The 17,912-nt window shown below is 68.3% G+C and carries 16 protein-coding genes; 10 read left to right on the forward strand and 6 right to left on the reverse strand.

The features are described from left to right. The first annotated feature begins 39 nt into the window (after positions 1-39). The gene (locus tag ACSFA7_RS03360; RefSeq protein WP_435498066.1) at positions 40-732 is read left to right on the forward strand and encodes a GNAT family N-acetyltransferase; all 693 of its coding nucleotides are present in this window, start codon (positions 40-42) and stop codon (positions 730-732) included. Here the strand turns inward: ACSFA7_RS03360 and ACSFA7_RS03365 are convergent. Both ACSFA7_RS03365 and ACSFA7_RS03370 read right to left on the reverse strand, forming a co-directional pair. Continuing rightward, positions 729-2,627, reverse strand: a complete 1,899-nt coding sequence (locus tag ACSFA7_RS03365; protein WP_435498067.1) for an ABC transporter ATP-binding protein — start codon at positions 2,625-2,627, stop codon at positions 729-731. The genes ACSFA7_RS03360 and ACSFA7_RS03365 overlap by 4 nt on opposite strands. Positions 2,628-2,654: 27 nt before the next feature. Then, positions 2,655-3,590 carry a LysR family transcriptional regulator gene (locus tag ACSFA7_RS03370; RefSeq protein ID WP_435498068.1) on the reverse strand — a complete coding sequence of 312 codons (936 nt, stop codon included), beginning with the start codon at positions 3,588-3,590 and terminating at the stop codon, positions 2,655-2,657. Positions 3,591-3,689: 99 nt separating this feature from the next. Here ACSFA7_RS03370 and ACSFA7_RS03375 point away from each other — a divergent pair, with 99 nt between their 5' ends. Further along, positions 3,690-4,514, forward strand: a complete 825-nt coding sequence (locus tag ACSFA7_RS03375) for a DODA-type extradiol aromatic ring-opening family dioxygenase (RefSeq protein ID WP_435498069.1) — start codon at positions 3,690-3,692, stop codon at positions 4,512-4,514. A gap of 42 nt (positions 4,515-4,556) precedes the next feature. Beyond that, a complete protein-coding gene (locus tag ACSFA7_RS03380) occupies positions 4,557-5,420 on the forward strand; it encodes an alpha/beta fold hydrolase (protein ID WP_435498070.1) in 864 nt (287 codons plus the stop codon). Positions 5,421-5,432: 12 nt separating this feature from the next. On the opposite strand, the gene ACSFA7_RS03385 is transcribed toward ACSFA7_RS03380, so the two are convergent. After that, positions 5,433-6,437: a Bug family tripartite tricarboxylate transporter substrate binding protein gene (locus ACSFA7_RS03385; RefSeq protein ID WP_435498071.1), complete on the reverse strand. Its 1,005-nt coding sequence runs from the start codon at positions 6,435-6,437 to the stop codon at positions 5,433-5,435. Beyond that, complete coding sequence (locus ACSFA7_RS03390) at positions 6,434-7,429, reverse strand: Bug family tripartite tricarboxylate transporter substrate binding protein (protein WP_435498072.1); 996 nt, start codon at positions 7,427-7,429, stop codon at positions 6,434-6,436. Before ACSFA7_RS03390 ends, ACSFA7_RS03385 begins: the two co-directional genes overlap by 4 nt. Positions 7,430-7,594: 165 nt before the next feature. Here ACSFA7_RS03390 and ACSFA7_RS03395 point away from each other — a divergent pair, with 165 nt between their 5' ends. The 7 genes from ACSFA7_RS03395 (at position 7,595) to ACSFA7_RS03425 (ending at position 15,704) form a co-directional block, all read left to right on the forward strand. Further along, positions 7,595-9,043 carry an FAD-dependent oxidoreductase gene (locus ACSFA7_RS03395; RefSeq protein WP_435498073.1) on the forward strand — a complete coding sequence of 483 codons (1,449 nt, stop codon included), beginning with the start codon at positions 7,595-7,597 and terminating at the stop codon, positions 9,041-9,043. A gap of 83 nt (positions 9,044-9,126) precedes the next feature. Beyond that, positions 9,127-9,972: an IclR family transcriptional regulator gene (locus ACSFA7_RS03400; protein WP_435498074.1), complete on the forward strand. Its 846-nt coding sequence runs from the start codon at positions 9,127-9,129 to the stop codon at positions 9,970-9,972. A gap of 53 nt (positions 9,973-10,025) precedes the next feature. Continuing rightward, a complete protein-coding gene (locus tag ACSFA7_RS03405; protein WP_435498075.1) occupies positions 10,026-11,321 on the forward strand; it encodes an aconitase X in 1,296 nt (431 codons plus the stop codon). Then, positions 11,318-11,770 (forward strand): aconitase X swivel domain-containing protein, encoded by a 453-nt coding sequence (locus tag ACSFA7_RS03410; protein ID WP_435498076.1) that lies wholly within the window; start codon positions 11,318-11,320, stop codon positions 11,768-11,770. Before ACSFA7_RS03405 ends, ACSFA7_RS03410 begins: the two co-directional genes overlap by 4 nt. Further along, positions 11,767-13,476, forward strand: coding sequence for a dihydroxy-acid dehydratase (gene ilvD / locus ACSFA7_RS03415; RefSeq protein WP_435498077.1), 1,710 nt, complete (start codon positions 11,767-11,769; stop codon positions 13,474-13,476). The genes ACSFA7_RS03410 and ilvD overlap by 4 nt, the downstream gene beginning before the upstream one ends. 114 nt (positions 13,477-13,590) lie before the next feature. Beyond that, the gene (locus ACSFA7_RS03420; RefSeq protein WP_435498078.1) at positions 13,591-14,718 is read left to right on the forward strand and encodes a porin; all 1,128 of its coding nucleotides are present in this window, start codon (positions 13,591-13,593) and stop codon (positions 14,716-14,718) included. A gap of 23 nt (positions 14,719-14,741) precedes the next feature. Continuing rightward, positions 14,742-15,704, forward strand: coding sequence for a Bug family tripartite tricarboxylate transporter substrate binding protein (locus tag ACSFA7_RS03425; protein ID WP_435498079.1), 963 nt, complete (start codon positions 14,742-14,744; stop codon positions 15,702-15,704). On the opposite strand, the gene ACSFA7_RS03430 is transcribed toward ACSFA7_RS03425, so the two are convergent. Together ACSFA7_RS03430 and ACSFA7_RS03435 are read right to left on the reverse strand one after the other, a co-directional pair. Next, positions 15,691-16,611 (reverse strand): aldo/keto reductase, encoded by a 921-nt coding sequence (locus ACSFA7_RS03430; protein ID WP_435498886.1) that lies wholly within the window; start codon positions 16,609-16,611, stop codon positions 15,691-15,693. The two genes, ACSFA7_RS03425 and ACSFA7_RS03430, sit on opposite strands and share 14 nt — an antisense overlap. A gap of 80 nt (positions 16,612-16,691) precedes the next feature. Beyond that, the gene (locus tag ACSFA7_RS03435) at positions 16,692-17,822 is read right to left on the reverse strand and encodes an ABC transporter substrate-binding protein (protein ID WP_435498080.1); all 1,131 of its coding nucleotides are present in this window, start codon (positions 17,820-17,822) and stop codon (positions 16,692-16,694) included. Positions 17,823-17,912 lie beyond the last annotated feature (90 nt).

Here is a 17,912-nt window from a genome sequence, read left to right on the forward strand (position 1 = left end):
ACTGTAGCCCAGCACGGGCCCGCTGCCTAAACTGGGTGCATGGCGAAACATCCCGATCAAAGGCAGCTCGACAACCCGACATGGTTCGCCCTTGCCACGAAGCAGGTGCATCTGGGGCGGCGCGAAGCGCTCGCTGCCCGCTATCACCCGGAGGTCGCCGCGTTCGCCGGCGTGGCGAACACGACGCCCGAGGCCTTCCGGCAGCTTCGCCTGCTCCTCGCGTCGGGCGAGCACGTGCTGCTTACGGCTGCCGAGCCGCTGCCGTCGGCGGAAGGGGTGCACGCGGAACGCCTGTTTGCCGTGTGCCAGATGGTGGACACCGGCGAAGCGCCCAGCGTCGCGCAAGGCGAGGTTCTCCGGCTGGGCGCCTCGGACGCCCCCGCGATGTTGGAACTGGCCCTTGAGACCAAGCCCGGCCCCTTCGGCCCGCGAACGCATGAGATGGGCAGCTACATCGGCATCCAGGCCGGCGGACGCCTCGTCGCGATGGCAGGCGAACGGATGCGGTTCGACGGGTACACCGAAATCAGCGCAGTCTGCGTGAACGACGCGAACCGCGGCAGGGGCATCGCGGGCCGCCTCATGAACATCCTTCGCCGCGAGATACGCGGGCGCGGCGAAACGCCTTTCCTGCATGTCCGCGACGACAACGCGACGGCCATCGGGCTCTACGAACGCCTCGGGTTCCAGACCCGGCGGACGTTTCACCTCTACCGGGTTGGTTTTGACTAGGCCCTGAGCGCCTCGTCTTCCAGGTTGTCGCCCAGGAAGCCGCCGCTCTGGTGCGCCCACAAGCGCGCATAGAGGCCGCCCTGCGCCATCAGCGTGCGGTGGTCGCCTTCTTCCACCACGCGGCCTTCGTCGAGCACGATCAGCCGGTCCATCGCCGCGATGGTCGAGAGCCGGTGCGCGATCGCGATCACGGTCTTGCCTTCCATCAGCGTGTACAGGCTCTGCTGGATCGCGGCCTCCACCTCGGAATCGAGCGCGCTGGTCGCTTCGTCGAGCAGCAGGATCGGCGCGTCCTTCAGCATCACGCGCGCGATCGCCACGCGCTGGCGCTGGCCGCCCGAGAGCTTCACGCCGCGTTCGCCCACATGCGCCTCGTAGCCGCGCCGGCCGCTCGCATCGCCCAGGGTCTGGATGAAGTCGTGCGCCTCGGCGCGCCGGGCCGCCGCCTCGATCTGCGCGAGCGTCGCATCGGGCCGGCCGTAGGCGATGTTGTCGGCCACCGATCGGTGCATCAGCGAGGTGTCCTGCGTGACCATGCCGATATGGCTGCGCAGCGAATCCTGCGTGACGTGCGCGATGTCCTGCCCGTCGACGAGGATGCGGCCGCTCTCCAGGTCATGAAAGCGCAGCAGCAGGTTCACCAGCGTCGACTTGCCGGCGCCCGAGCGGCCGACCAGGCCGATCTTCTCGCCAGGCTTGACGGTGAGGTTCAGGTCGTCGATCACGCGGCGGCCCGCGTCGGCATAGCGGAAGCTCGCATGGTCGAAGCGCACTTCGCCGCGCGGCACTTCGAGCACGCCGGCGTCGGGAGCGTCGAGCACGGTGCGCGGGCGCGACAGTGTCTTCATGCCGTCCTGCACCGTGCCGATGTTCTCGAACAGGCTGGTCATTTCCCACATGATCCAGTGCGACATGCCCTGCAGCCGAAGCGCCATCGCGGTGGCCGCGGCCACCGCGCCCACGCCCACGGTGCCGTTCGACCAGAGCCACAGCGCGGTGCCCGCCATGCCGGCCGTGAGGCCCATGCTCAGCGTGTGGTTGACGATCTCGAAGGCGCTCACCAGGCGCATCTGGCCGTAGCCCGTGTGCATGAACTCGCGCATCGCATCGCGCGCAAAGCCCGCCTCGCGCTGCGTGTGCGAGAACAGCTTGACGGTCTGGATGTTGGTGTAGGCGTCGGTCACGCGGCCGGTCATGAGCGCGCGCGCATCGGCTTGCGCCTTGCCGACCTTGCCCAGGCGCGGAACGAAGTAGGCGAGCGAACCGATGTAGAGCGCCAGCCAGATGATGAAGGGCCACACCAGTTGCGCGTCGAGCACGCCCACCAGGATGATCATGGTCGCGACATACACGCCCATGGCGACCAGCACGTCGGCCAGCACGAAGATGGTGTCGCGCACCGCGAGCGCGGTCTGCATCACCTTGGCGGTGATGCGGCCCGCGAACTCGTCCTGGTAGAAGGCCATGCTCTGGCCCAGCATCAGCCGGTGGAAGTTCCAGCGCAGGCGCATCGGCAGGTTCACCGCCAGCGTCTGGTGCTTGACGATGGTCTGCAGCGCCACCACCAGGATGCTGATCACCAGCACCGCAGCCATCCACAGCAGCATGTCGCCGCGCTCGGCCCACAGCCGCGACGGCACCTGGCCGCCGAGCCAGTCGACGATGCGCCCGAGGATGGCGAACAGCGCCGCCTCGAAGATCGACATGATGGCCGTGAGCACCGCCATGACGGCGATCTTGCCGCGCACGCCATGCGTGCAGGCCCACAGGAAGGCGAAGAAGCCTTGCGGCGGCAGTGGCGGTTCGGCGGCGGGGTAGGGGTGAAGGAGTTTTTCGAAGAAGCGGAACAAGGACACGGTCTCCCAGAGAGCCTTGGACTTTAGCCGCGCTCGCATGACCTTGCCCCTAAAAGGTGCGTTCTTCTACCTTCTGCGTGGCTTCGCCGTGACATGCGGCGTTGCCTTTGGTTCCAGCGCGCGGAGCCGCTCGCCGAGGAAGTCGATGAAAGTACGCAGCTTGGGCGCCATGTACTGCCGGCTGGTGTACACCGCGAAGAGCGTGACGGGCTCGGCCTCGTAGTCCGGCAGCAGCCGCACGAGCCGGCCCTCCGCGAGGTCGTCGTCGATGAGCCACAACGGCATGAACGCGATGCCCATGCCCGCATGCACCGCGTGCAGCGTGAGCGTGGTGTCGTCCGAGCGCATCGCGGGCGTGAGGCGCAGCGGCAGCATCCGCCCGCCCGGGCCCTTGAGTGCAAGGTTGTCCAGGTTCACATAGCTCGGCACGATCGCGCCGAGCCGCGACAGGTCGGCCGGCAGCGCGGGACAGCCGCCCATGCGCTCAAGGTACTCGGGCGTGCCCGCGAGATGAAAGGGCACGCGGCACAGCGGCCGCGCGATCAGCGCGGGCGAGGGCTCCTGCGTGGCACGCAACGCGAGGTCGTAGCCGTCGGCGGCCAGATCGACCTTGCGGTTCTCCAGGTGCATGTCGACCAGCACTTCCGGAAATCGCTCGCGGTGGTCGGCGAGCACGCGCGCGAAGCGCGGCGTGGCACACCACACCGGCGCGCTCACCTTGAGCTGGCCGCGCGGCGCCTCGCTTGTCTGGCCGATGGCGGCTTCGGCCGCATCGAGCAGGTCGAGCGCGCGGCGGCTCTGCTCGTACCAGGCGGTGCCGGCTTCCGTGAGGCTCAGGTGGCGGCTGGAGCGGTGCAGGAGGCGCGCGCCGAGCGACTTCTCGAGCTGCGCCACGTGCTTGCTCGCCATGGGCGGCGACATCGCGAGCCGCCCGGCCGCGGCCGTGAAGCTGCCGGCCTCGACGACTTCGCGGAACACGCGCAGGCTGGTCATGCGGTCCATCGATGGTTTCCTGTGGAGAAATGATTCCATGCATCGTAGCCTGTCGATTTCCCTGGAGGAAATGTCTACAGTCGATCCAACGCTTGAAGGAGCATCGACTTGACCCACGACAACACCACATCGCGCCTCCCCACGTACTTCATCTCCCACGGCGGCGGCCCCTGGCCCTGGATGAAGAAGGAGATGGGCGCCACCTACGACCAGCTCGCCGCCTCGCTCGCCGACATGCCGCGGCAGATCGGCCGCACGCCCAAGGCCATCCTCATGGTGTCGGCGCATTGGGAGGCGCCGGCTTTCACGGTGCAGGGCAACCCGAAGCCGCCGATGATCTACGACTACGGCGGCTTCCCGGCCCATACCTACGAGGTGCATTACGACGCGCCCGGTTCGCCCGAACTCGCGCAGCGCGTGCAGTCGCTCATCGCGGCCGCCGGCCTGCCGGTGCAGATCGACTCCGAGCGCGGCTACGACCACGGCATGTTCTCGCCAATGGCCGCGATGTACCCGAAGGCCGACGTGCCGGTGGTGCAGCTGTCGCTGCGTCGCGGGCTCGATCCGGCCGAGCACCTGGCACTTGGCCGTGCGCTCGCTCCGTTGCGCGACGAGGACGTGCTGATCGTTGGCAGCGGGTTGAGCTATCACAACCTGCGCAACTTCGGCCCGCAGGCGCACGGCGTGTCGAAGGCCTTCGACGACTGGCTCGACGCGGCGGTGGTGAAGGGCGCGCCAGCCGAACGCGCCGCGCATCTGCAGAACTGGGAAGCGGCGCCCGCCGCGCGCATGGCGCATCCGCGCGAGGAGCACCTGATTCCGCTGATGGTCGCGGTCGGCGCGGCCGAAGGCGAGGCCGGCGAACGCGTCTATCACGAGGACGCGTTCATGGGCGGGCTCGTGGTGTCGAGCTATCGCTTCGGCGGCGCCTGACCCCTGGCTGCAGCGTCAAAGGCCGCGCGGCAAAATCGGGCGATGCTCCCGATTACTGACGCCTCCGCGGCCCAACGCGAAATCGCGCGCATCGACGCGCTCTCCACCCATCACGACCCGGTGCACGAAGGCATACGCGTGCGCTGGCGCCGCTTCGGCACCGACACGACGAAACCACCCATCGTGCTGCTGCACGGCGGCCACGGCAGCTGGATGCACTGGCTGCGCAATGCCGAGGCACTCTCGGCCGAACGCACGCTGCTGCTGCCCGACATGCCGGGCTTCCACGATTCCGATGCGCTGCCGCGCGTGGCACCCGGCGAAGACTCCCTGCTGCCTTTGTTGAAGGCGCTCGGCGGCACGCTCGATGCACTCGTCGGCGCCAGCACGCCCATCGACCTGGGTGGCTTCTCCTTCGGCGGCCTCACTGCCGCGCGGTTCGCGGTGCAGCGCGGCGCGGTGCGAAAGCTCGCGCTGCTGGGCAGCGGCGGCCACGGCACGCTGCGCCGCATGACGGCGCAGATGATCAACTGGCGCGCTGCCCCCGACCGCGAGGCCGAGCGCGCCGCGCTGCTGCACAACCTGGGCGCGCTGATGCTGCACGACACCGAGGCCATCGACGCGCTGGCCTTCGAGATCCACGACATCTCGTGCCACGGCACGCGCTTTCGCAGCAAGGAGGTGTCGCAGGCCGGCGGCCTTCGCAAGGCGATCGACACGCTGGGCGTGCCGACGCTGCTGCTCTGGGGCGAGTACGACGTGACGGCCGATCCGCGCCCGCTGGTGGCGCTGCTCGCGAGCGAGGGGCCGAACCGCGAAGGCGTGGTCGTCGACGGCGCGGGGCACTGGGTGCAGTACGAGCGCGCCGCCGAGACCAACGCGCGGCTCCTGAAGTTCTTCGGCTGAATTGCGCGCGAGCTACTGCTTCGTGAGGCCGAGCTTGCGGATGGTCTCGGCCCACTGGTCGTAGGTCGTGCGCGTCAGGTCGGCCAGCTGCTGCGGGGTCGACGATTCGGCTTCGTAGGCGCCCTGGCGGAAGAAGTCGCGCGTGGCCGGCATCGCGAGCACCTGCGCGAGCGCCGCATTGAGCTTGGCGACCACCGGCGCCGGCATGCGCGCCGGGCCGTAGAAGCCGAGCCAGCTGGCCATGTCAACGCCGCTCACGCCTTGCTCGGTCATGGTGGGCACGTCGGGCAGCATCGCGCTGCGCTTGGGGGCCGCCACCGCCAGCATGCGCACCTTGCCGGTGGCCGTGTTCTGGATGGCGTTGGGCGCCGCGTCGAAGTAGTACTGCACGCGGCCCGCGAGAAAGTCCTTCGCCGCATCGGCGCCGCCCTTGTAGGGCACGTGCACCACGTCGAGGCCCGCCTGCCGCGCGAAGGCCTCGCCGTAGATGTGCGACGAAGTGCCGGTGCCGAAGGAGGCGTAGCTCATCTTCCCGGGGTTGGCCTTGATGTAGGCGACCAGTTCCTGCACGTTGCGCGCCGGCACGCTGGTGTGCACCGTCAGCACCAGCGGGCCGCGCGCGCCGAGCGAGATGGGTGTGAGGTCCTTGAACGGGTCGTAGCGCACCTGCGCCAGCGTCTGCGGGTTCTGCGCGACCACGGAAGAGGGCGCGTACATGAAGGTGTAGCCGTCGGGCGCCGCGCGAATCACTTCCTCGGTCGCGAGGATGAAACTCGCGCCCGGCCGGTTCTCCACGATGACCGGCGTCTGCAGCACCTCGCCGAGCTTGTTGGCGACGAAGCGCGCCTGCGAGTCGGAGGCGCCGCCTGCCGCCAGGCCGAGCACGATGCGGATGCTGCGGCCCTTTTCCGGAAAGGCCGCGGGCGAGGCTGCGAGCGAAGACAGCGGCAGGGCGGCCGCACCCAGTGCGAGCCACGCGGCGATGCGGCGCCTGGAAATGAAGAAGGTTGCGGTCATTGCTTGGCCAAGCCTACCTGCTGAACCATCGCGCCCCAACGGTCGTAGGTCGTGCGGGTGATGCCGGCGAATTCTTCCGGCGTCGTCGCGCCCGCTTCGTAGCCGCCGGTGCGATAGAACTCGCGCACCTGCGGCATCGCCAGCACCTGCGCGAGCGCCGCGTTGAGCTTGGCGACGACTGGCGCCGGCATGTGCGCCGGTCCGTAGAAACCGAGCCAGCTCGGCAGGTCGAGCCCGGCGATGCCCTGCTCGGCGAAGGTGGGCACGTCGGGCAGCGCCGAGATGCGCGCGTTCGCCGCGATGGCGAGGATCTTCACCTTGCCCGAGGCCGAGGTGATGACCGCCGACGAAGCCGAGTCGAACATGTACTGCACGCGCCCGCCGATCAGGTCCTTCGCCGCATCCGAGCCGCCCTTGTAGGGAATATGCACCGCATCGACGCCGGTCTTCTTCACGAAGGCCTCGCCGTAGATGTGGGACGAGGTGCCCGCGCCGAACGAGGCGTAGCTCACCTTGCCGGGGTTCGCCTTCACATAGGCCACGAGTTCCTTCACGTTGTTGGCGGGCACCGTGGTGCTGACCGACAGCACCAGCGGCCCGCGCCCGCCCATCGAGATGGCGGTGAAGTCCTTGAACGGGTCGTAGGGCACCTGCGCGAAGGTGTGCGGGTTCTGCGCCATCGTGGAGGAGGGCGCGTACAGCAGCGTGTAGCCGTCGGGCAGCGCGCGCGACACCTCGTTGGCCGCGAGCATGGTGCTCGCGCCGGGGCGGTTGTCCACGATCACGCTGGTGCCCAGCACCTCGCCGAGCTTCTGCGCCACGATGCGCGCCTGCGCATCGGTGCCGCCGCCGGCGGTGAAGCCCACGACGATGCGGATCGGTTTGTTGCGCGACGGAAAGTCCTGCGCGAACGCGAGCGGCGCCAGGCCCAGCAAAGCCGCGGCACTGAGGGCCGAGCCGAATGCACGGCGGGTGCCGTTGAGTTTCTTCATCGATGTCTCCGTTGGAATGTTCTTCTTATATTGATTTAGAAAATCATAAAAATCCATATTGACTAGGGAATACCCCAAACAAATGACATTTATGGCCTTTTGTATTTGACAAAATGAACATTGAAATCAAAATACAGCGAAACAGCCCATCCAAGACACCTATCCATGAAAACTGTCGTCCGCACCGACGAGCGCATCCTGTCCTCCGACATCTTCGACCGCGACAGCCGCGTCAAGCGCCCTGACCACGGCAGCTGGGTCGAGCCCGGCAAGAACATTCCGGTCTATCACCGCTGCGGCGTGCTGGTGGTCGGCGGCGGTCCGTCGGGCACCGCCGCAGCCGCTGCCGCCGCCCGCGCGGGCGCCGACGTGGCGCTGCTCGAGCGCTACAACCATCTGGGCGGCCTCTCCACCGGCGGCCTGGTGATCTGGATCGACCGCATGACCGACTGGGAAGGCAAGCTGGTGATCCGCGGCTTCGCCGAAGAACTGTTCGATCGCCTTCCCGCCGACGCCATCGCCGGCCCGCAGCGCGAAGACTGGGGCTCGCAGGACGTGGCCAAGGCTGCGCACTGGTCGCAGCGCACCGCCGCCTATCACGGCATCGTCACCTGGTCGCCCACCATCGACCCCGAGCGCCTGAAGCTGCTCTCGCAGGAGATCGTGCTGGAGCGCAAGGTCAAGCTCATCTACCACTCGTGGGCCGCCATCCCGATCGTGCAGGACGGCGCCGTGAAGGGCGTGGTCTTCGAGAGCAAGGAAGGTCGCATGGCCATCATGGCCGACGTGGTGGTCGATGCCACCGGCGACGGCGACCTGTTCGCCCGCGCCGGCGCCGCCTACGTGAACGACATCGAAGAGGCCGACGTGCACCACTGCATGAACACCTCCTGGCTCTTCGGCGGCGTGGACATGAACCGCTGGATCGACTTCAAGGCCGGCCAGCCCGAGGCCTTCGCGGGCTTCATGGCGCGCGGGCGCGAGCAGCTGGGCCTCTTCGAGCGGCCCTTCGTCTCGTGGCGCAACGACGTGGCGCTCTTCATGGGGCCGCGCCAGTCGGGCTATTCGGCGCTCGATGTGGACGACCTCACTGCCGTGGAAGTGCGTTCGCACCGTGCCATGGCCGCGCACCTCGATTACTTCAAGGCGCACGCGCCCGGCTTCGAGGACGCCTACCTGATGCTGAGCGCGCCGCAGATCGGCGTGCGCCATGCGCGGCGCCTCACCGGCGTGGGCGCGGTGCTGCGCAGCCAGTGGCCCGATGGCGTGGCGCTGGCGGACGAGATCGGCGTGACGCCTGCGGTGTCGCCGAAATTCCCGAACATCTCCATTCCCTACGGCGCACTGGTGCCCCAGCAACTCGACGGCCTCGTGGCCTGCGGCCGCCACATCTCGTGCGACCGCAACTCGCACGGCTTCATGCGCGAGATTCCGCAGTGCTGGATCACCGGGCAGGCCGCGGGCGTGGCGGCGGCGCTGGCGTCGCGCGGCGGCATCGCGCCGCGCTTTATCGACGTCGGCGCGCTGCAGTCCGAATTGCTGGCGCAGGGCGTGTACCTGCGGGCGGGTGCGGGGCAGGGCGTGGCATCCGTCGCGGCCGAAGCCAGCGCCTAAGAACCTTCGCCATGAACCCGGTCGATCCGCTTTCGCAAGCCTCTACATTGCAGAGTCTTGCAAAGCGTTCAAAGGGTCCCTCCATGTCCAACGACAAAAACGACAGCTCTCTTTCCTCCGCCGACGCGACCGCCGATGCGCGCGGCGAGCGCTCCGACACCGTGAGCGCGCTGGAGCGCGGCATCTCGGTGCTGCGCTGCTTCAGCGAAGAGCGGCCGGTGCTGGGCCACGCCGATGTGGCGCGCATGACCGGCATTCCACGCCCTACGGTCAACCGTCTGGTCGCGACGCTGCTCACCTTGGGCATGCTCAAGCCCGCGCAGGTGGCCGACCGCTTCATGCTCGGGCCGGGCGTGGTGTCGCTCTCGCGCGTGTTCCTCGGCAGCCTCGACGTGCGCGCCGCCGCGCGGCCCAGCATGCAGGCCATGGCGGAGGAGGTCGGTGCCTCGGTCTACCTCGCCATACGCGACGGCATGGAGATGGTGCTGATCGAAGCCTGCCGGCCGCGCTCGTCGATGCTGTCGGCGCGGCTCGATGTTGGCTCGCGCGCGCCGTTGCCGAATTCGGCGCTCGGGCGTGCGTACCTCTCGGCGCTGCCTGATGTGCAGCGCAACCAGCTGGTCGATTCGATGCGCCTCCTGCGCGGCCCCGAGTGGGACGGCATCGCCGCGCCCATGACGCGCGCCATCAACGAGGCCAGGCGCCTGGGCTACTGCCTTTCGCTCGGCGAATTCCACCGCGAGATCAACTCGGTGTCGGTGCCGCTCATCGGCCCCGACGGCGAGGTGATGGCGCTCAACGGCGGTGGCGCCGCCTTCGTGTTCACCGAAGACAGATTGCGCAACGAACTCGCACCGCGCCTGCACGACATCGCGCTCACCATCGCGCGCGACATCGGCGGGCACGTGCCCACGCCCTTGCCGGGCTAGCAACCCGGCCGGGGTTCATTCCCCACGACGACAGAAGAACGGAGACACAGGTCATGCACCTGAGCAACGAAGAAAAAGCCATGTACGACGGCCGCGACGGACCGGCCGTGCAGAAGGCGATGGACCTCCTGATGCGCTATGGCGAAGCCCTCGGCGCCGAGCGACTGGTCGAGACGCGCAACGTCTGCGCCACCATCACCTCGACCACGCCCTTCCAGCGCGACTTCGCGCTCGCCCAGGGCGGCGGCATGGACGCGGTGTTCTCCGAATTCAGCCTCGACAGCCAGGAGACGGTCGAGATCCCCAAGTTCAAGGTCTTCACGAGCCACCTGCAGCTGGGCTTCGACCCCGGCCAGCCCGAGCGCATGGGCGTGAGCGAGGAGATCGTGCAGTTCTACAACCGCAGCGAACGGCATGCGGCCGGCCTCGGCGCGCAGATCATGAACACCTGCACGCCCTACCAGGTGGGCAACATCCCGACGCGCGGCGAGCACTGCGCGTGGATGGAATCGTCGGCGGTGGTGTATTGCAATTCGGTGCTGGGTGCACGCACCAACACCGAAGGCCGCGAGAGCACGGGCGCGGCGATGCTCACCGGCCGCATTCCGTACTGGGGCTACCACCTCGACGAGAACCGCCGTGCGACGCATGTGATCGAGCTCGACATCGAGGTCGAGTCGGTGCAGGACTGGGGCCTGCTCGGCTACTACATCGGCGAGCACGTGCAGGAGCGCGTGCCGGTGGTGCACAGCAAGCGCGGCATCGGCCGCGTGCCGAATCTACCGAGGCTCAAGCACTTCGGCGCGGCCGCGTCGTCCTCGGGCGGCGTGGAGATGTACCACATCGCCGGTGTCACGCCCGAGGCGCTGACGCTGGAGCAGGCACTCGGCGGCAAGGTACCCATCGAGGTGCTGCGCTACGGCGAGGCCGAGCGCCGCGCGACCTACGAGAAGATCAATGTGACGGGCAAGGATGCGGAGGTGCAGTACGTGATGCTGGGCTGCCCGCACTACACCATCGAGCAGATCTGGGAGGCCGCGCAGCTCATCGAAGGGCGCAAGGTTCACCCCGATTGCGAGCTGTGGATCTTCACGCCGCGCGCCATCAAGTCGCTGGCCGACCGCAACGGTTACACCAAGATCATCGAGGACGCGGGCGGCATTCTCATGACCGACAGCTGCTCGGCCATGAGCCGCGCCGTGCCCAAGGGCACGAAGACGGTGGCGCTCGATTCCGCCAAGCAGGCGCACTACCTGCCCGCCATCCTCGGCGTGCAGGCGTGGTTCGGGACCACGGCCGAATGCGTCGATGCAGCCTGCACCGGCCGCTGGAACGGGGGCTACGCATGAGCGATGCAGTCATGACTGAAAACACCATCGTGATCCGCGGCCGCAAGGTGGTCGGCGGCGTCGCGGAAGGCGAGGCGCTGGTCACGCGCGACCGCATCTCTGGATGGGGCGGCATCGACCCGCGCACCGGCACCGTCATCGAGACGCGGCACGAACTGCGTGGCCAGAGCTTCGCGGGCAAGGTGCTGGTGTTCCCGGGGGCCAAGGGCTCGTCGGGCTGGTCCGCGATGTTCCACATGACGCGGCTCATGAACTCGGCGCCCGCGGCGTTCCTGTTCAATGAGATGACGACCAAGATGGCGCTGGGCGCCGTGGTCACGCACTCGCCCTCGATGACCGATTTCGAGCGCGACCCGCTCGCCTGCATCGAGACCGGCGACTGGGTGCGCGTGGACGCCGACCGCGGCGTGATCGAGATCACCAAAAAGAAGAACGGAGACCGCCCATGACCCGCCCCCTGCGCAGCAACTTCCCGCGCGGTTCCTATCTGTGGTCGGTGCGCAATGCGCACTGGCGCGCGCTCGGAATTCCGGAAGAGGACTGCGAGAAGCCCAAGATCGCCATCGTCAACAGCTCCTCGGAGCTGGCCGCGTGCTTCAGTCACCTCGACAAGGTGGCGGCGGAAATCAAGACCGCGATCCGCGCGGCGGGCGGCGTGCCGTTCGAGATCCGCACCGCGGCGCCCAGCGACTTCATCACCGGCGCGGGCGCGCGCGGCGCCTACATGCTCGGCGCGCGCGACCTGGTGACCAACGACATCGAGGTGGCCGTGGAAGGCGCGCAGCTCGACGGCATGGTCTGCCTCACCTCGTGCGACAAGACCGTGCCGGGGCAACTCATGGCGGCGGCGCGTCTCAACATTCCGGCGCTGCTCGTTCCCTGCGGCTACCAGCCCAGCGGCGAGTACCGCGGCAAGCACATGGACATCGAGGAGGTGTTCATCGGCGCGATGCACGCGGTCACTGGCAACCTGCCGGTGGAAGAGCTGGTCGGCATGAGCCGCGAGGCGATCCGCGGGCCGGGCGTGTGCTCGGGCCTGGGCACGGCGAACTCGATGCACATCGTCTGCGAGGCGCTCGGCATGGCCTTGCCCGGCAGCGCGCCGGTCGCCGCGCTGAGCCCGAAGATGATGGACGACGTGCGTGCCGCAGGTACGCGCATCGTGCAGATGGTGCTGGACGATCTGAAGCCGCGCGACATCCTCTCGCCAGGCGCATTCGCCAACGCGGTGCGCGCGGTGCTGTCCGTCGGCGGCTCGCTCAACACGGCCAAGCACCTGCAGGCGATATCGACCGAAGGGGAGTGCGGCGTCGACGTGTACGGCCTCTTCGAAAGCCTCGGCCCCACGACACCGGTGCTCGCCGGCGTGCGGCCCATCGGCGAGCATTCGATCGAAGCCTTCGAGGCGGCGGGCGGTTGCCGTGCGCTGATGAAGCAGCTCGCGCCGCTGCTCGACACAGGCGCGCTCACGGTGACCGGCGGCACTGTCGCCGACAACCTCCGCCACGCCGAAGTGATGGACGCCGAGGTGATCCGCTCCATCGACCGTCCGGTCGCGCCGCTGCCGGCCATCGTGCTCCTGCGCGGCAACCTCGCGCCCGAGTCGGGCCTCATCAAGACCGGCATCGCCGAGCGCAAGGTGCGGCGCTTCACCGGCCCGGCCGTGTGCTTCTGGACTTCGGATGCCGCCATCGCCGCGCTTAAGAACAACGAGATCGTGCCGGGCCAGGTGGTCGTGATGCGCGGTGCCGGCGCGTGCGGCGGCCCGGCCATGGGCGGCGGCGCATCGCGCGTGGTGTTCGCGGTCGATGGCGCGGGGCTGGGCGACCAAGTCGCGCTGCTGACTGACGGGCATCTCTCGGGCCTCGTGTGCAAGGGGCTCGTGGTGGCCGAGGTGTCGCCCGAGGCCGCGCTCGGCGGACCGCTTGGCCTCGTGCGCGACGGCGACGTGATCACCATCGACCTGGACGCGCGCCGCCTCGACATCGCATTGACCGACGCCGAACTCGCCGCCCGCCGCGCCGATTGGCAGGCGCCGCCGCCGGCCTTCGACACCGGCTGGCTGCAGCAGTACCGGCGCAACGTGAGCCCGCTGTCCAAGGGCGCGGTGCTCGTGAGAACCGAGCGTACGGAGCGCCCCGAGCTCTCGGGCTAGACCTTTTTCACCCCGGCTTCGTCAACCGGTGCGCACCCCGTGCGCACCCGGTGGCGCAGCCCTGCGCGCGATTCCAGAGTTTTCAACCAAGAAAAGAGCAGGAGACAAGAAACCATGAAGAGACTTTTGATGTGGTCGGCCATCGGCCTCGCCAGCAGCGGCGCGGCGCATGCGCAATCGAGCGTCACCGTGTTCGGGGTGATGGACCTCGGCGTGCAGTACACCAAAGGCGAGGGCGGCGGCACGGTCAAGGCGCTGTCGAACGGCGGACTCTCGACCAGCCGCATCGGCTTTCGCGGCACCGAGGATCTGGGCGGCGGCCTGCGCGCGGGCTTCTGGCTCGAAGGCAGCCTGAACCCCGATCTCGGCACCGGCCGCCCGAGCAACAGCAACAACCAGACGAGCGGCGCGGGCACCGCGGGGCCGATCACCTTCGACCGCATGTCCTTCGTGAGCCTCTCGCACGATTCGCTGGGCGAAGTGCGGCTGGGCCACGACTTCATTCCCACGCACTACAACAGCATCTACTTCGACCCCTTCAACGCCAACGGCGTGGCGCGTGCGGGCAACCTCACCTTTTCGGGCGCGGGCACCGGCCCGCTGCCCACGGCCATCACCGGCAGCAACACGGTGAGCTACTGGCTGCCGGCCAAGCTGGGCGGCTTCTACGGCATGGCGATGATCGGCACCGGCGAGAACGACTCCACCGCACCGAACCGCGACGACGGCAACTTCGGCGGCGCGCGCTTCGGCTTCGCCTCGGGCGCGTTCGACATCGCGGCGGCCGTGACGCGCTCGCACTTCAACGCCACCTCCACCATCGGCAACTACACGCACGCCAATATCGGCGGCTCGTGGGATGCGGGCTTCGCGAAGTTCTTCGCGCTCTACAACAAGGTGACGGTGAAGCTCGCGGGCGGCACGGTGCGCAAGAACACCGCCGAGATCGGCGCGCACATCCCCGCCTTCGAGGTCGGCCGCATCCGCGTGAGCTACGCGTACCTGGACGACCGCAGCGACGAGAGCCTGCGCAACGCCAACGGCATGCCGCGCAACCGCGACGACGCGCGCCAGTTCGGCATCGGCTACGTGCACAACCTCTCCAAGCGCACTGCGCTCTACGGCACCTACGCGCGGCTGATGAACAGCGGGCAGGCACGCTACGTGGTGAGCGGCGGCGTGGCGCCGGCGGGCGGGATGCGCTCGTCGGGGTGGGAGTTCGGCGTGCGGCACCTCTTCTGATCTTCTGAACCAAGGAGGCTTTCATGCGACGCAGAAACCTGGCCCTGGCGGCCCTTGCAACGACGGTGCTGCCCGGTGCGGTGGCCTGGAGCGCCGACGCCTATCCGAACAAGCCGCTGCGGCTGATCGTCGGCTTCGCGCCCGGCGGCGGCGCCGATTCGCTCACGCGGATCATCGCGGAGGGGCTGTCGAAACAGCTCGGTCAGCAGGTGATCGTGGAGAACCGCCCGGGTGCTGACGGCGTGCTCGCGGCGCAGGCCACCTCATCGGCGAAACCTGATGGCTACACGCTGCTGATGGGCACCAACACCGCGATGGTCGCCGCGCCCACGTTGCGGCCGACTTCGCCCTACGACCCGTTCAAGGCCTTCACGCCGATCAGTTCGGCGGGGCAGTTTTCGATGTTCCTCGTGGTGCCGTCGAGCCTGCCCGCCAAAAGCGTGAACGAGCTGCTGGCGATGGTGGCGGCCAAGCCCGGCGCCTACAACTCGGCATCGAGCAACAGCGCCTCGGAGCTCGCGATGCTGCAACTGCTGGGCGACCGCAAGGTGGTCAACGCGCGCTACAAGGGCGACATGCAGGCCATGACCGACCTGCTGGGCGGGCAGATCCACATGATGTTCACCACCGGCACGCTGGCGCCGGGCTTCGTGAAGGAGGGGCGCATCCGCGCGCTGGTCACGCTGCTGCCGCAGCGCAGCGGCTTGCTGCCCGATGTGCCGACGGGCGGCGAGCTCGGGCTGGGCAAGCTCACGATCACGCCGTGGGCCGGCTTCTTCGGGCCGCCGGGGTTGCCGAAGGCGATCACCGACAGGCTCTCGCTTGAGTTGCAGAACACGCTCAAGCGGTCCGACGTGCATGCGCAGCTGGTGCAGCAGGGCTTCGAGGGCTACGGCATGAGCCCCGAGAAGTTCGCCGGGTTCTTCCGCACGCAGTACGACGCCTTCGGCGCGACGGTGCGGGAGCACAACGTCAAGTTCGAATAGCGGCGGCCTCGCGGCGCCAGAAGGCCGCGTCGGGGAAGGTGCCTGCGCCGGCCGCGGCGTTGTCGGCCATGTGCTCGGCGCGGCTCGTGCCGGGGATCGTGCAGGTCACGGCCGGATGGCTCAGCACGAACTTCAGCAGCACCTGCGCCCAGCTCGTGCAGCCGATCTCGCCGGCCCAGGCGGGCAGCGGCTTGTCGCGCAGGCGCCGCAGCAAGCCGCCGCCGCCGAAGGGCATGTTGACGATCACCGCCACGCCGCGCTCGGCCGCGAGCGGCAGCAGGCGCTGTTCGGCATCGCGCGCGTCGAGCGAATAGTTGATCTGCAGGAAGTCGAGCTTCTCGGCGCGCAGCACGGCCTCGACCTCGTCGTAGGCCGAGGCGGTGTAGTGCGTGATGCCGATGTGGCGCACGCGGCCTTTCTCCTTCCAGCCGCGCAGGGTGGCGAGGTGGGTGCGCCAGTCGACGAGGTTGTGCACCTGCATCAGGTCGATCTCTTTCGTGCGCAGCCGCGCGAACGACTGCTCCATCTGCGCAATGCCGGCTTCGCGGCCCGAGGTCCAGACCTTGGTGGCGAGGAAGGGCTTGGTGCGTGGCTTGGCTGCGGCCAACAGTTCGCCGGTGGTTTCCTCGGAGCGGCCGTACATCGGCGAGCTGTCGATCACCGTGCCGCCTGCCGCGAAGAGCGCATCGAGCACGCTGGGCAGGCGCTTGTACTCGTCGGTGCCGGGGCGCTGGTCGAAGCCGATCCAGGTGCCGCAGCCGACGACCGGCAGGGCTTCCTTTGTGGAGGGAATGGGGCGGGTGGTCATCTGCATCGCGGGCCTGCCTTGTTGCTGCTGGGCGAAGGAGGGGAGCGCGGCGTCCGCGCAGAGTGCCGCGCCGAGCCGCAGCAACTGCGCGCGCGTCACTGCAGGAAGGTGGGGTTCGTTCGTGGAGGGCGTTGTCACGAACGAAATTCTGCGCCCGCGAGGCCGTCGGGCGGAAGACCTCAGCGCAGGTAGCGCCCGTCGGCCTTGAGCATCGACAGTTCGGAGAAGGTCAGCCCGCGGTGCTCGCCGGGCCGGTACGACACCGCGATTCCGCCGATGTCGAGCGTCTTGAACGATTCCAGGCCCTTCTGCAGCGACTCGGGCGTCGGGTTCGCGCCCGCGCGCTTAAGGCCTTCGACCATGACCTTGGCGGTGACGTAGCCCTCCAGGCTGGCGTAGCTGAACTCGTTCACGCCGATCTTCTTCATCGCCGCCTGGTACTCGCCGATGACGGGCATCGCGCTGTTCCACGGGTAGGGCACGACCTGCGAGATGACCACGCCGGCCGCGTCCTTCTTGATGTCCTGAAAGAGCTTCTGCCCGTTCAGGAAGGAGAACGAATAGAAGGCCGTCTCGCCGCCCGCCGCGCGGTAGGCGGTGATGAACTTGGCGGCCACGTCGTTGGTGGCCGACAGCACCACCGCCTTGGGCTTGAGCTTGGCCAGCTCGGCGGCGCGCTCTGCCGCGTCGGAGCCGTCGTTCTTGATGGCGACGCTGCCGACCATCTTCTCGCCGCGCTCTGCAATGAATTTCTGCGTGCTCTCCATCGCCGAGCGCGCGCCGGGGTTGTCGTTGTGGGCGAAGGCGATGCGCGAGAGGCCGATGGTGAACAGGTGGTTCACGATGCGGCTGTACTCCTCGTCGAAGCTGATGCGCACCGGAAAGCCGTACTCGGTGAACTTCACCACCGGGCCCGCGCCCGTGTAGGGGCCGACGACAGGAATCTTCAGCTCGTTGGCCGCCTTGATCGCGCCGACCGACGACGAGGTGCCGATGGGCATCAGCACGCCGATGGCGCCGTCCTTCGCGAAGGTCTTGACGTTCTCGGCGCCCTTGGCGGGGTCGTAGGCGTCGTCGAGCTGGCGCAGCTCGACCGGCCGGCCGTTGATGCCGCCGCTCGCGTTCAGCGCGGTGAACATGGCACGGATGCCGACCAGCGGCTCGGTCGACAGCGACGCGAGCGGGCCGGTCTGCACGTAGGTCTGGCCGATCAGGATCGGCTTGCCGGTCTGCGCCTGGGCGGCGGGCGAGAGGCCGAGGACGAAGGCGGCGAGGGCCGAGGCCAGGAATTGAATCTTTTTGTGTGTCATGGTCACAAACTGTTAACAATTCATCTTAAGGGGCGGCGCCTCCTGAGTAAATCGATCTCCGGTTGCGGCTCAGGAAATACTGTATAAAAA

The organism is Variovorax trehalosi (assembly GCF_051216415.1).
Classification (GTDB): Bacteria; Pseudomonadota; Gammaproteobacteria; order Burkholderiales; family Burkholderiaceae_C; genus Variovorax.